This is a genomic window from Brumimicrobium salinarum (assembly GCF_002844555.1).
Taxonomy (GTDB): Bacteria; Bacteroidota; Bacteroidia; order Flavobacteriales_D; family Crocinitomicaceae; genus Brumimicrobium; species Brumimicrobium salinarum.
This window is the reverse complement of the sequence record NZ_PJNI01000005.1, coordinates 116120-131156: the sequence shown is the minus strand read 5'-3', so window position 1 is coordinate 131156 and position 15037 is coordinate 116120. Positions and strand designations below refer to the sequence as shown.

13 protein-coding genes are annotated in these 15037 nt (G+C 34.2%); 6 read left to right on the top strand and 7 right to left on the bottom strand.

Features of this window, described 5'->3' with window-relative positions:
- Positions 1-198 precede the first annotated feature (198 nt).
- From CW751_RS06195 to CW751_RS06185, 3 genes are all read left to right on the top strand, one after another.
- Positions 199-2202, top strand: coding sequence for an alpha-ketoacid dehydrogenase subunit alpha/beta (locus CW751_RS06195; RefSeq protein ID WP_101334134.1), 2004 nt, complete (start codon positions 199-201; stop codon positions 2200-2202).
- A 9-nt stretch (positions 2203-2211) separates the two neighbouring features.
- The gene (locus CW751_RS06190) at positions 2212-3585 is read left to right on the top strand and encodes an MFS transporter (protein WP_101334133.1); all 1374 of its coding nucleotides are present in this window, start codon (positions 2212-2214) and stop codon (positions 3583-3585) included.
- A 496-nt stretch (positions 3586-4081) separates the two neighbouring features.
- A complete protein-coding gene (locus tag CW751_RS06185; RefSeq protein ID WP_101334132.1) occupies positions 4082-4501 on the top strand; it encodes a DUF3010 family protein in 420 nt (139 codons plus the stop codon).
- A gap of 109 nt (positions 4502-4610) precedes the next feature.
- Here CW751_RS06185 and CW751_RS06180 read toward each other — a convergent pair whose 3' ends face one another.
- On the bottom strand, positions 4611-5066 hold the full coding sequence (locus CW751_RS06180) for a hypothetical protein (RefSeq protein WP_133122141.1): 456 nt from the start codon (positions 5064-5066) through the stop codon (positions 4611-4613).
- Positions 5029-5748 (bottom strand): 3'-5' exonuclease, encoded by a 720-nt coding sequence (locus CW751_RS06175; protein ID WP_101334130.1) that lies wholly within the window; start codon positions 5746-5748, stop codon positions 5029-5031. The genes CW751_RS06180 and CW751_RS06175 overlap by 38 nt, the downstream gene beginning before the upstream one ends.
- Positions 5749-5922: 174 nt before the next feature.
- Here CW751_RS06175 and CW751_RS06170 point away from each other — a divergent pair, with 174 nt between their 5' ends.
- The 3 genes from CW751_RS06170 to CW751_RS06160 all read left to right on the top strand — a co-directional run bounded on the left by CW751_RS06170 (position 5923) and on the right by CW751_RS06160 (position 8241).
- Positions 5923-6126 (top strand): hypothetical protein, encoded by a 204-nt coding sequence (locus tag CW751_RS06170; RefSeq protein ID WP_101334129.1) that lies wholly within the window; start codon positions 5923-5925, stop codon positions 6124-6126.
- Positions 6127-6334: 208 nt separating this feature from the next.
- The gene (locus tag CW751_RS06165; RefSeq protein ID WP_101334128.1) at positions 6335-6535 is read left to right on the top strand and encodes a hypothetical protein; all 201 of its coding nucleotides are present in this window, start codon (positions 6335-6337) and stop codon (positions 6533-6535) included.
- 164 nt (positions 6536-6699) lie between these two features.
- Entirely contained in the window at positions 6700-8241 is a 1542-nt protein-coding gene (locus CW751_RS06160; RefSeq protein WP_101334127.1) for a glycine--tRNA ligase, read from the top strand.
- Positions 8242-8597: 356 nt separating this feature from the next.
- On the opposite strand, the gene CW751_RS06155 is transcribed toward CW751_RS06160, so the two are convergent.
- From CW751_RS06155 to CW751_RS06130, 5 genes are all read right to left on the bottom strand, one after another.
- A complete protein-coding gene (locus tag CW751_RS06155; protein ID WP_101334126.1) occupies positions 8598-11231 on the bottom strand; it encodes an HYR-like domain-containing protein in 2634 nt (877 codons plus the stop codon).
- A gap of 332 nt (positions 11232-11563) precedes the next feature.
- Positions 11564-11773 (bottom strand): hypothetical protein, encoded by a 210-nt coding sequence (locus tag CW751_RS06150; RefSeq protein ID WP_101334125.1) that lies wholly within the window; start codon positions 11771-11773, stop codon positions 11564-11566.
- Between the two features lie 36 nt (positions 11774-11809).
- Positions 11810-12697 carry a sterol desaturase family protein gene (locus CW751_RS06145; protein ID WP_101334124.1) on the bottom strand — a complete coding sequence of 296 codons (888 nt, stop codon included), beginning with the start codon at positions 12695-12697 and terminating at the stop codon, positions 11810-11812.
- A 147-nt stretch (positions 12698-12844) separates the two neighbouring features.
- Entirely contained in the window at positions 12845-13684 is an 840-nt protein-coding gene (locus CW751_RS06140; RefSeq protein ID WP_101334123.1) for a prohibitin family protein, read from the bottom strand.
- Positions 13685-13953: 269 nt separating this feature from the next.
- Positions 13954-14877 (bottom strand): hypothetical protein, encoded by a 924-nt coding sequence (locus CW751_RS06130; protein ID WP_101334121.1) that lies wholly within the window; start codon positions 14875-14877, stop codon positions 13954-13956.
- Positions 14878-15037: the final 160 nt, after the last annotated feature.

The following is a 15037-nucleotide window of genomic DNA, read 5'->3' as shown; positions in this document are numbered from 1 at the left end:
CGCTTTTTTCTTCGCAGCGAAACTTTGTTCCATGAAGAATAGCTGTAATAAGCCTCTTATTTGGCAAGCTTAACGCATCGCAATCCGACGCTCCGTATAATTCTAACAGATTCCACATTATTTTTCCTTATCCCTTATCGATAATGGCAGATTAATATTAAGTTTGTTATTCACATTTTTAGTAGTTAAAAAAACAACATGGAAACGTTAACCCAACGATATATCAATTATGACCGTTCAAATTTTTCAGATGACGAACTGGTTAAAATTTACAAACGCATTCTAAAACCTCGCCTCATTGAAGAAAAAATGCTCATTCTCTTGCGGCAAGGGAAAATTTCTAAGTGGTTTTCTGGTTGGGGACAAGAAGCAATCAGTGTAGGAACTACTTATGCAATGGAAAAAGACGAAGTAATCTTGCCTATGCACAGAAACCTTGGTGTTTTTACAACGCGAGATATTCCTCTGGAAAGACTTTTTGCTCAATTTCAAGGAAAAATGTCTGGTTTCACAAAAGGACGTGATCGCTCTTTCCACTTCGGGACGATGGATTATAATATCGTTGGAATGATTTCTCACTTAGGTCCACAATTAGGAATTGCCGATGGAATTGCGCTTTCTTCAATTATTAAAAAGGAGAAAAAAGCAACATTGGTGTTTTCTGGAGATGGTGGAGCGAGTGAAGGTGACTTTCATGAAGCATTAAACGTTGCCGCAGTTTGGCAATTGCCTACCATTTTTACTGTAGAAAACAATCAATGGGGATTGTCAACACCTAGCAACGAACAATTCCGATGTAAGCAATTTGTAGATAAAGGAATTGGATATGGAATGGATGCATACCAGGTTGATGGAAACAACATTTTGGAAGTAATTACTTCCGTAAAACAAATCTCAGATTCTATTCGTGAACGTCCAAGACCATTTTTATTGGAATGTTTGACGTTTAGAATGAGAGGTCACGAAGAAGCTTCTGGAACGAAATATTATCCGGAAGGAATTCAAGAGGAATGGAACAAAAAAGATCCTGTGGTTAATTTTGAACTTTTCTTAAAAGAAGAGGGATTACTAACAGATGAAATGATTGCTGAATTTTCTAAAGAAATAAAAGCGGAAATTCAAAATGGATTAGATGTAGCTGGCGCTGAAGACAATATTACGCCAGATACGGATACAGAAATTAAAGATTTATTTGCTGAGCACGATCAAGAAGTTGTAATGCCAGCTTCTCAAAACAAAAGTGAAAAACGATTGGTGGATGCCGTTTCTGATGGATTGAGACAATCTATGGAACGCTATCCAGAATTGGTTTTAATGGGACAAGATATTGCCGATTACGGTGGTGTTTTTAAAGTCACGGAAGGCTTTGTTGAACAATTCGGTAAAGAGCGTGTCCGCAATACACCACTTTGTGAGTCTGCAATTATTGGAGCCGGACTAGGTTTGTCTATCGCTGGAATGAAAGCAATGGTAGAAATGCAATTCTCTGATTTCGTGACGGTAGGTTTTAATCAAATCGTGAATAATTTAGCGAAATTACATTGGAGATGGGGACAGAATGCCGATGTAGTGGTGAGAATGCCAACAGGTGCTGGAGTAGCTGCAGGGCCATTCCATTCACAAAGTACGGAAGCTTGGTTTTTCCATGTTCCGGGACTTAAAATTGTTTATCCAGCATTTCCTGGAGACGCAAAAGGATTGTTGGCAGCTGCTATTGAAGACCCAAATCCAGTATTGTTTTTCGAGCATAAATTCCTTTACCGTAGCTTAAAAGAAGAAGTGTATGATGATTATTATACAACTGAATTAGGTAAGGCGGCAGTTCTTAAAGAAGGCAACGATGTTACCATTGTAAGTTATGGATTAGGTGTTCATTGGGCTTTGGAAACATTAGAAAATGATACTTCAATTTCTGCAGATTTAATTGATTTGAGAACTTTAGCTCCTTTAGATATGGAGACTGTTATTGAATCTGTTCAAAAAACTGGAAAAGTCATCGTTTTACATGAAGATGTTGAAATAGGAGGAATAGGAGCGGAGTTAGTTACGCAAATTAACGAGGCTTGTTTTGAATATTTAGACGCTCCAGTGCGCAGAGTTGCTTCTTTAAATACACCCGTTCCTTTTGATGCGGAATTAGAGAAAAACTTCTTGGCCAATAGTCGTTTTGAAGCAGTACTAAAAGAGTTGTTAGCTTACTAAAATTTACAGATGAAAAAAGGAAATCAACGCGTAATAAAAGGCTGGATCTTTTATGATTGGGCAAACTCCGTTTATAATTTAGTGATATCCTCAGCGATATTTCCTGTTTTTTATGCCAACGTTACGGAAAGTCATTACCTCAAAACAGTAGGGAGAGACGAATTGTTACCCAACGAAAATGTAATGGTAGACTTTTTTGGAATATCATTGTCCAATTCTGTTCTTTTCTCCTACGTATTGGCTGCTTCTTTTTTATTGGTGAGTATTTTATCGCCACTTTTATCTGGAATTGCCGATGTTACGGGAAGTAAAAAGCGATTTTTGCAGTTCTTCTGCTACCTCGGAGCGTTGTCTAGTATTTCTTTGTTTTGGTTTAATCCCGCCCAAATAGAATTGGGAATGTTGTCTATTTTTCTAGCCAGCATGGGGTTTTGGAACAGTTTAGTCTTCTATAATGCATATCTTCCTGAAATAGCCGAACCAAAATATCACGATAATATCTCAGCAAGAGGATTTTCGATGGGATATTTCGGAAGTATGATTTTACTGGTGATTTGTTTGTCTATTATTATGTTCATTGATCCCGCATACACAAAATACAGTTTCATTTTGGTAGGATTGTGGTGGATGGGGTTTGCGCAAGTAACTTTCCGAAGACTGCCTTACAATATTCATAAGCGTGATGTAAAATCAGGATATATCTTTAAAGGTGTAAAAGAGTTGAAAAACGTTTTTAATGAATTTCGTCAAACTAAACGGTTGCAACGTTATTTGTTGTCGTTTTTCTTTTTCAATACAGGAGTACAAACCGTAATGTTAATGGCTGTTGTTTTTGCCAAAAAAGAAATTGATTGGGGTGCAGCTGGTGGAGATACAGGTTTAATTATAGCTATTTTATTGATCCAGATTTTAGGAGCTGGTGGTGCTTATTTAATGTCTTACATTTCTAGTTTGATGGGAAACTTAAAAACACTGATTTTTGTCGTAATGGGTTGGATGGCTTTATGTACTTGGGCATACTGGATCGAAACACCAACAGAATTTTATTTTTTAGCTGCCGGAATTGGATTGGTGATGGGAGGAGTGCAAGCCTTGTCGCGATCAACTTATTCTAAGTTTTTGCCCACAACAGAAGATACCACTTCATACTTCTCTTTTTACGATGTATCAGAAAAACTAGGAATTGTCCTCGGGTTGTTCTTTTTTGGTTTGATGGAGTACTTAACTGGCGACTTGAGAGCTTCTGTTTTGTCTATCATTACTTTTTTCGGTGTAGGATTAGTCCTGTTAATTTTTGTTCCTAGAAAAGAAAGTGTGAAAGGACGTAGGGCTTTGTCTGCAAGTAGACTGAAGAAGTTGCGAAAGAAAGAAAGAGGAGAATGAATTGTGAATTATTAATGATGAATTGTGTACTTTGGGTCTTGTAGATTATTACCCCGGATTATTAACTCCTTTAGTCGTTGAGCTCGCAGGCTCGGTTCATGCATTTAATTTTAAATCTATTCTAGGCACAAGTCCTAAAGTAATATATGTATATTTCGCGGGGCTTGTAACGACGAATAGATCAAAATTAAATCAAAATCTTACAAATACACAAGTATCCAAAAATGGGTTTCTCAAAGTTTATAGGAAATATAGTTAAAATATTGACTTACAGATGTTAATATTCTTAGACTTTAAGATTGGTGAATAATTTGGGTTAATAGCTTTTCTCTGTTAGTGTAAATAAATAATTTTGAAAGTGTTCATCAGACTATGATTACAATAAATAAACTTAAGAAAAAGGAATACAGAGATGATTCAATTATAGATAAGAAACGTCTAAAAGCGATTACCAAGTAAAGATAAAAGTAATTACCCTTAAAAGTAAAATCAAATTATGAAAGCATTAGGAATATCAATTGAAGGAAGTACAGCCATTTTTAGTGGACTAGAAAAGTCGGCTGAAGGGATTTTTGAAGTTTCGGATAAATTGAAGAAAGTCAAGCTAAAAGATCATTTAGACGATAAAGAGGTTCAATCTGTTTATGAAATCATACATGCTTATTTAGATAGAAATAATTTTGATGTTATTGCGATAATCAAGAGAGGAACGAAAGGAACTTTTGCTGCTTCGCCTATTTCTTTTAAAATTGAAGGATTGATACAAATGTATAAGGACATAGAAGTTGATTTTGTTGCGCCGCCAACATTACGCGCTTATTTTAAAAAGAATGAAAATACATTCACGCCACAATTTGCCTATCAAAAAGCAGCCAACGATTTGGCTTTTTACATGCTTGAGATAAGTAATGATTAACAAAGATACTTTGGTGAAATAGCTTTATTTAATAGACTTTCATCGGGCGTTTAATCCATTTTTCAGCAAGGTATAAAGAAAACACATTCATCTTTCAGAATTGTCATTGCTATTCCTGATTACGTAAACGAATTACAAAAATCCATTTTAATGTAGGATGTGGTTCGATGCTTAAATCTAAAATTCTTAAATGATTTACTTTTCTTCTCCACACTTTGTATGGTTGTTTAGTAAAAATCTCTTCTTTTAGTAGGTCACTTTCCTCAAATGAATTGAATGCTTTTGGTGATTCAGCTGAGAAAATAAAGGCATTATTTTCATATTTATTTTTAAAAGAGAAAAATGTTAATAAAGTATCTGCCTTGCTAATTTCCTTACCAAGTTGATTGAAATATTTAACTTCAGAAGCTTTCCAATTTTCCAATTGATTTAAAAAGGTATTAATCTTTGTGGAAAGATCTTCTTCATGCTTTATTTCATTTTCTTGAATATCAGAAGAACAGGAGTTTAAACCTACTAAAAGTAAACTAAGAATAAATAATGTCGCCTTCATCCACCAAGTCATCGCCTTTCATTTTTAAAAATAACTGAATCAACGCTACAACATCTTTTTCGCAATATACTTTTATTCTTTCAAGGTCCTTCTCTTCGTAGTAAACTCTTGCAACATCTGCACCCGAAATATCATCTTTTGGTGTCGGAATTTTAAAAATATGACACAATAATGGGAGAGAAGTGAAGTGTTTATAATCACCAAATTTCCATAATTCTAAGGTGTCAAGATGATTCACTTCCCATGGTTTCTTACCCGCAATGTCCAATGCGTAAGGAAGTTTTAATCCATGAATAAGCATTCTTCTTGCTATGTATGGAAAGTCGAATTCTTTTCCGTTGTGACCACAAAGTAGGTGGTAGGGAGAATTATAATTGTCATTCAATAAACCTGCGAATTGTTTTAAGAGCGTTTCTTCATCATCATGATAAAACGACTTCATGCGGATTTCTTTTCCTGTGTTTGTTTCATTGACAAAACCCACGGAAATGCAAACGATTTTTCCAAACTCTGCTAGAATTCCTGCTCTTTGTTCATAGATTTCATCCACTGAGGTTCCATCTTTTTGTTGAAATCGTGTTTTTTGATTAAATAGTTCAGCTGTAGTCTCGTCTAAGTCATTAAAATCATAAGTTTGTGGGACTGTTTCAATGTCTAAGAACAATATTTTCTTTAGGTCAATTTTTTCTAACATATTACTTTTTTAATCGAAAATACTAAAAAAGTATTTAAAAAAAGTTGCTAATCTTATGTTATTTATTCCTTCAATGTATTTTTTTTTGAAAAAAAATAAAAAAATGTTAAATAGATTGTATTTTTTATTTAAGTTTGTCCTTAATTATAATTTAACTAATTAAATATAACTGTTATGAAAAAAGTATTATTTGTTGGAATGGTTTTCGGAGCTTTGGCTTTAACTTCTTGTAAAAAAGATTATGAGTGTGAAGTTTCTGTTACTGTTAACGGAGAAACAGCTTCTTCATCGGCAACTTTTGAAGATCTTTCTAAGTCTGAAGCAAAAGATAAAGAAGAAGAATGTGAGAATGGTGGCGGAAAATGGTCTGAAAAGTAATTACTTTCCAAAACAAAAAAATTAAAAGAGGTCTTAGGATCTCTTTTTTTTTGTTTTAAGCCCAATTGGGTTTACAACAAAAATGCTTTCAGAAGCGAATCGTTATCGTATATTTTATTTTTTTTTCAGATTTTAACATACATCTCAAGGTAATCTTTCTAATATTATGACAACGAATTATTATTAATTAAAATTATTACAAACTATTATGAAAAAAGTATTTTTAGGAGCATTAGTATTAGGAGGTTTAGCATTAACATCTTGTAAGAAAGATTACAAATGTACTTATACAGGTCCAAACGACACAAAGATTGTAGATGAATACAAAGACTTGACCAAGAGTGAAGCAGAAGACAAAGAAGCAGACTGTGAAGGTGGAGTAATTGAAGGAACGTGGTCAACTGATTAAAATTTAGTTAGACTATATATTATAGATGAGGAATTCGAAAAGAATTCCTCATTTTTTTGAAAAAAAGTTGTACTTTCAAATGATTTTCTCACTGTTGTTCCTTTGCTATTAATTCTTGCAGTACATATCCAAGAAACCTAGTTAAATTTGTTAAATTTGCATCCATGAAAAAGAGTGAAGACAAGCTAAAAGAAGTTATTTCCCACGCAAAAGCGTATGGATATGTATTTCCATCCTCAGAAATTTATGATGGACTTTCTGCAACTTATGACTATGGTCAATTAGGAGTTGAGTTGAAAAACAACATTAAGCAGTATTGGTGGAAAGCCATGGTGCAAATGAATGAGGAAATTGTTGGTTTGGATGCAGCAATTTTTATGCACCCGAAAACATGGGAAGCTTCTGGACACACAGAAGCCTTTAACGATCCTATGATTGATAATAAAGATTCAAAAAAACGTTACCGCGCAGACGTCTTGGTAGAAGAACACATTGAGAAATACCGAGATAAAATTGCAAAGGATGTCAAGAAAGGCAGAAAAAGATTTGGTGATGACTTTGATGAGGTGCAATTTTTAGCTACAAATCCCAATGTTAAAAGGAATCAAGCTAAAATTGATGAATTAGAAGCACAATTAGAATCTATTTTCAAAAATGATGACTTGCCAGCTTTAAAGGATATGATTGATGATTTAGGCATCGCTTGTCCTGTTTCTGGTTCTAAAAATTGGACAGAAGTACGTCAATTTAATCTGATGTTTTCCACTGAATTAGGTTCTGTTGCAGGAGATGCTTCAAAAATATATTTACGACCTGAAACTGCACAAGGTATTTTTGTCAACTTTTTAAATGTTCAAAAAACAGGACGACTGAAGATTCCTTTTGGAATCGCTCAAATAGGTAAAGCTTTCAGGAATGAAATTGTTGCACGCCAATTTGTGTTCAGAATGCGTGAGTTTGAACAAATGGAAATGCAATACTTTGTTCGACCTGGTGAGGAGCTTAAGTGGTATGAGCATTGGAAAGAAAAAAGGAACAGATGGCATAAAGCTCTAGGTCTTGGAGAAGAGTTCTATCGAGATCATGATCATATTCAATTGGCGCATTACGCTAATGCAGCTTCCGATATTGAGTTCGATTTCCCTATGGGCTTTAAAGAATTGGAAGGGATTCATTCGCGTACTGACTTTGATTTGAAAAAGCATGAAGAACATTCTGGTAAAAAGTTGCAATTTTATGATCCTGAAATGAAAGAAAGCTATGTTCCTTACGTTGTTGAGACCTCGGTTGGTTTAGATAGGATGTTCTTAGCTGTTTTTAGCGCATCTTTAAAAAATGAAACCTTGGAAGATGGTTCTGAAAGAGTTGTTTTATCAATTCCACCAGCATTGGCACCATATAAGGTTGCGGTAATGCCACTAACGAAAAAAGACGGCCTTCCAGAAAAGGCAATGGCAATCATTGATGATTTAAAATACGACTTTACATGTCAATATGATGATAAGGACTCGATTGGTAAACGTTACCGTCGACAGGATGCAATTGGAACACCTTTCCACGTAACGGTTGATCATCAAACTTTAGAAGATAATACGGTTACTATTCGTGACAGAGATACAATGAAACAAGAACGCGTTAAAATTACGGATTTAGATCAAATCATAGATGAAAAAGTGAATATGAAGCAATTACTTAAGCAAGGTTAAGCTTTTTGAGTTAGTTTTTCAATTCGAAAAGCTCAGTATTCAAACTCTATCAATAAATATTCAAGAATATATTCAATTGGTGAGGGGTTTTAGACTCACCAATTTATATTATAAGTTTTTCAAGAGTAATTCATTCATTAAACCTACTCATCCTTATGCATGTAATATGCTTTGTTGGATACCTAATATGTGGAATCAACGAATGCTTATAGAAAATACATCTAAATTTATTTTAATCTGAAAAAAAATCTAGCATAATTAAATTCATTAACCATCGTGCTGAATATTCATGCTGAAAAACAACATTTATTTTGATGTAAAGACCTGTTTAAGTCGTTTCAATTTTAGATTTTGTATTACTTCAATAGTGAAAAATGTCCTGTTATCACCTTACGCTCATCAGTATTTTCCATACCAAAACTTATCTTATAAACATAAACACCTTCTTGGGCTATTTTGTTATTGTAAGAACCATCCCAGCCAATATCTGGATTAAATGATTCAAACATTGTTTCTCCCCATCTATTGTAAATCGTGAAATGATAATCACCTGGATCAAAACCAGCAACAAATATAGGCGTAAATACAGGATTGTTCTCATCGTTATTGGGTGTGAAAGCATTGGGTATAAAGTAAACCAATTCCTGAAAAACATTAATAGTTATATTTGCACTGTCTCTACAATCAAATTTAGAAAATGCTTTTAACCAGACTTCATAGCTTGTTGATTTACTTATGTCGTATTCGTGGTTGGGGTTAGTTATGTAGCTGAAAGGTGAGCCATCTCCAAAATCCCATTCATAACTAACAGCACCAGTTGTAGTATTATAAAACTCGACCACACCATCAGAAAAGTTGTCTAATAAGGTAGGTTCTGCATTGAAATCAGCTTTTGGTGCATTATCTCCAATAGTAAAGTTTTGCTTAACGTAAGATACATTCCCACAATCATCTGTTATACTATAAGTACGAACAACTTTTTCAGGACAAAAGCCATAATCTGTACTGTCTTTAAGCCATTCTACAACAGGTGTTCCACAATTATCAGTAGCATCTGTAATTAACGAAGGGTCGGGTTCGGGTAGTTCAGCAAGTTGTATAGTTGGTAAATTACTTGCGGTAGGTGGTGTATCGTCATTAATTACAATAATTTGCGTCTGCTCGGTAGTATTATCACAACCATCACTAATCTCCCATTTACGCGTGATTGTTTCAGGGCAAGTATTTCCATCAACAGTTTCAACACCGTTTAAAACACCGTTCCCAGCGCAATTATCTGTCCAGTTTAAAGCAACCATTGCTTCTAATTCAGATCGGCACTGCAATGAGGTGTCCGCAGGAGCTAAATCCATATTTGGAGAAATCGTATCGTTGATAATTATCGTTTGGGTTTCTGTAGCTGTGTTTCCACAAGTGTCTGAAACACTCCATGTTCGGGTCAGTATTTCTGGACAAGTTTCGCCATTAGATGTTTCTACGCCTTGAACCACACCATTGCCTGAACAATTATCCGTCCAGTTTAAGGATTGCATTGGTGGAATATCAGCATAACAAGCAACTGTAACATCAGCCGGAGCAGGGTCTAATATCGGAGCAACTGTATCATGAATAACTATGATATGCTCTATATCAACAGTATTATTACATGAATCTGCTAATTGATAGGTTCTGGTTAAAATTTCAGGGCAAATTGAATTATTTGATGTTTCACTTATAAATTGCACATTCGGTGGAATGGTGTAATCATCGGATAAGTTTGTAATTACATTTGTGTTAGGAGCTGGAACAGCAGAATAACAATCTACAAAAGTTGTGTCAGGTGTTGATGCTGATGGTAATGAATCAATGGTAACTGCGGCTGGATAAGCGCAAGTGAAATCGGAGGCTACCCAACCACAATTAAGACCTGGATTGATAACGTTAAGTGAGGTAGGTTGACAAATGAAGTCATTCAAATCATTGTTATCAGAGTTAACAACACGAGATAAGCTATATTGTACATTATTTACCTCAGCACAATTATCGTTACATCCTGGACCAATCCATTCACTTCCTAAAGTAATATTATATCCATTAATTACAGTGTTTAGCCCAGCAAGATCAGCCGCAGACCAGCCCCATGCAACGAAATCTACAATTTCACCAGAATCGTCTAATATCATTGCCCATCCAGGGTTATATGGGTTCCAAAAAATATTTTCTCCCCAATAACTAGAAGTGAATCTAACATCAGTTTTAGACAAGATGGAACATGGGGCAAAGGAGTTCGGTAAATTCCATAATGTTGTATTTACATCGTTTATGTCAGAATAGGAATCACTTACCGCTACTACCCAGCCTGTTGTATTCACAGGAACTCCGTATGGATTAGTTATCTCAAGGTAATCAGCAGTTGGTTCGTTAAGAAACCCTTCTAATCCAGCCTCGGTTATAAGAATTGAGCCTTGAGTTAATCCCACATTTATGTTTCCTTGTATTCTTGTGTACACAGTATCGCTTTCTGTAAGGTTGCTCGCATTATAGATTTCATTCGTAGAAAGTTGTGTTCCTCCAGTTTCGCTATCCCACCATGAAATATCACCTGCGGGGGCCCCTTGAGTAGTTAAATTTACAGAAGATCCGTAACAAACGAAATCATTTCCTTGTATCGTGGGCTCACCTATAGATTCTATTAGAAAAGTATCACTAACGATTACCGTTGGACATGCTCTGCATCTAGAATTAACGGTATACGTATCTGAGACATCTCCGGTATGTATATATTGATCGTTATTGGACCATGGTTGAACAACTACATTTGCTGAATTAAGGACTTGGTATTCGAAATCACGATTACAAATACCATCGGCTGTAAAACTTATTGTGTCTGGATAGCCTTCACAGTGTCCGATTACTTGTGGAGAAGGTATTACCTCGGTAGGTCCACACTGTGAAAAGCTGTGAGGAATGAATAATAGTATGATAGCAATATTTAAAAGTATGTTTTTCATATTTTTAATTTATAATCAATTTACGAAATGTGTATAAATTGATGAAACTGTTGTTTTATTAATTCAATCTTTTTTGATATTTAATAACGAATATTTTAAGATCAATCAAAATTACAAATTATGATTAGAATTCATTAAAAATTAATACAATCTTATAACGAACCTTATATTTAATTAGTTGCCTTTTATGTGCTTGAAATGTTCTTCTTGATTAAAAGCTTATTTTTTTGAAGTCAAAAGAAATTGTAATATAATTATTTAAATGGACTGGAGGGGAAAGAATTTAGAGCACAGTAGATTATGTTTATTTGCAATAAATCTTTACGAAGAGCCTACTTTTTGAAAAGCTTCACCAATTCCACAATCAACCAAATCCAAGGCGCACCATGCATGACTAAATCAAACCAATCCATTACTTGCATTCCTTCTGCTCCCCCTATAACCCAACGGATTTTGCCAAAAAGATGAGGTTCAGGAGTAAATGGCGCTAATCCTAATGTTAACGAAGCAACTAAAGCCAGAAGAATGTTGTTTTTTTTCATTGTTTTTTAAAGTTTATCCGATTTTTCTTACAGGTATTATTTTTCCTTTCGAAAGGGAGCAATGAGTTGTTCGAAAAATCCTGACGCATAATTTTCATCATCATGAAAGCCTAGTTCAATATCTCTACCGTCATGAGGAATGTAATTTGTTCTAAAAATATAATCCCAAATGCTTAAAGATATTCCGTAATTCATTCCGTAGGGATGTTCTTTAGGTAACGCTTTGGAATGGTGCCAAATGTGCATTTTTGGATTGTTTAAGATGTATCTCAAAGGACCATAATCCCATCCTAAGTTCGCATGATTCAAATGGCCAATCGTGATTGCTATTGTGTATACAATAAATGCCATTTCTAATTGAAATCCAAAAATCATAGAAAGTGAAATGTATTTTATGGAATTATAAACAAAGGTTTCACCAAAATGATAGCGCATGTGTGCTGCGAATCCCATTTCTTTCACCGAATGATGAACCTTGTGGATTTTCCATAAAAAAGGTATGCGATGCAGTAGAATGTGAACACACCATTGCACGAAATCTGCAATAATAAAAAATAAGAAAAGCTGTATTCCCCAGTGTAAGTTTGACAAGTCAATTAAGTGACCGCCTTGATACCCTAAAGGCGCGAGTAAATTGTTTAAAAGCTCCACTGTAACCGAGGATAAGGCAATGTACAATAATAGATTAAAAATAAAGAAGTTAAAAAACATATAAAAAGTGTCTAGCCAAAAGTCTTTTCTGAATGCTTTTTGGTCTTTTCGCCATGGAATAATTAACTCCAATCCCCATACCACCAAAGAGATTACAATAACGAAATAAAAAAAATTGAAATCCCCTTCAAGGAAAGGTTCTTTTATCGTTTTCCATAAATAATTAGCGTAACCTATATACGTCATTACAAATAAATCTATGTATTTGTCCATGTGTTTAATTTGATATATCGGTAAATTTAAGTTAATTCAACTAATGTATGAGTAACAGTTATTACGTAAAATAGTTTGCTCCATAAAAAAAAGCGGTCTACATTGATAAACCGCTTTCTCATACTAACATTTATTCTTTTTTAGGTCTTAATTTGACTTAAGAATACTAATTGCTTTATCTCCAAATACGTTGTTAGTTCCGTAAGGAGAGCCTCCGCCTTCCCATTTTTCCCATTTTTTCAATTCGATGTATTGCGGGTTTCTTGCAATTTGTTCTGCCTCCAATCGAATTGCTTCCGCTTTAAATTTTGCAGAAATAATTAAAGAAGAATCCCCTCGCGCCTTCTCAATTCTGGCATTAGCAAGATACTCTTGTTCCTTTTGCTTTTCTTTTGCTGTAAGGTTTCTTTGTTTCTGTGTTTCTTTTTCCTCGATTTGTGCTGCAATGTTTTCTGGAAGATTTACATCTGCAATTTCTACATAGTTAAGATGAAGAAAGTTTCCATCGAAATCACGTTCTAAAATATCTTCAATTTCCCCTTCTAATGCCTCACGTTTTGAAGCGTATACCTGTTCATACGTATAGCGTCCAATAACATCTTTTATCGCTCCTTTTGCTTTATCATCAATAAAAATCGTATAGTTTTCACGATGTTTCATGTGCAAATTAGCAACAGCTGTTGGGATGATGTTATAGTTAACAGAAACCTCTACAGTTACATCTGTACCATTGATGTCCATTACTTTTTGAACATACTGTTTAGATTTGTTTACTACTTCGTAATTGATCATTTGGTTCCAAGGAAGGATAAAATACGTACCTTCCATATAAACGTCATTTGTATCAATACTTGGTGAATTGAAGGGTTTAAAAACGAAACCACGTTCTCCAGGTTTTACATCTACCCATGAATTTAAAAATATTACTAATGCAATCAGTGCTACTGCTCCAATTGCAACCAACCTTACCATTTTTTTAGTTTCCATATCTATCTTGTTTTCCTTTTTTTACGATATAATCAATAGTTAAATATATGATCGCCACCAAAGCAATTAAAACTAGAATTTTAAAAAAGGGTGGAGATTTAAACAAATACCTAAATGAAACATAAAGTGAACCCCCAATTATGATTGATCCTAGAATGATTCTGAAGATTTGTCTATTTCGAATATTCATTAATTATTTAATTAAGAGATGCAAAGGTAGTAATATAATATGTTTTGAACCAATGAATATTCTCAAAAGTGAAACCTGTTTACTTTCTTTTTACTTTTGAATATATTTTATACATCCATTTAAACCAAAACGGAGAATTATCCCAAGAATAATTGAAATATTCGGTGTCTTGTCCATTAAAACGTTGGTTAAAAAATTGAATTCCTTTTACACGAGAACCACCAAAGTCTATCCCGCAATTTTCTTTAAAGCCATATTGTATAAAATGATTCATTAAAGCATACATTGCACCTTCTTGTTGAAGTTTTTCCATAGCTGTACCTTTTAAATAAAGTAACGTGTTGTTGAACTTTAATCCGATCAATCCACCTTTTAAGATATTGTCTTCAAATACTCCAACTTTGTAGATATAACCTTCTTTTTCTGCTTTTTTTATGACATCAAATAAAAAATGAACATCCGAGGTAGCGTATATCGGTAGTTTTTTAGCGAGTTCTTTAGCTATTAACTTCGACAATTCATCAGTGTCAATATGCACTTCACGAATTTCATAATCGGTTTTTGAAAAACGCTTAATCATTCGTTTGGCTTGTGTTTTCAATTTGAGTTGATCTGCGTCTACAACTTGATGAATATGTTTCGAGAGACGAATGGTTTTGTTTTTTTCAAGCGTAGGAATAGTAGTTTTAAAACTTAAATCTCCCTTTGCGTAACGTTCTAATAAAGATGTTTGAAATTTTTCCCAATCAATTTTTGAAACATCGCCAATGGGTTCAATGTATCTTTGGAATAGGGGAGGATAAACTCTAGAAATTCCTCCTTTACGGACCACACCCACGGGAATAGCGAAAGAAAAGTCCTCGGCGATGTAAGCTTCCCAATCAATTGCTGTAGCATCAAGGTAGAATGAGAGAACATATATGGAAACCTTAGGTGTTTGTTGCACCAATTTATCCCATTGTTCACGATCAATGTTCTTTTGATTTATCCAATTTGCTTTCATATTGCTAGGCAGCTAAGTTAAAGAAATTCTTTTGAGCGTTTGATTAATGGAGAAAGAATAAGGGATTTGTCCAGATTAATAATTATTTAATACAGAAAAATGAAGTTAGATTATATTCTTTTATTTTTTTTCCACTAGATTCGTATTGGAATTTTAATGA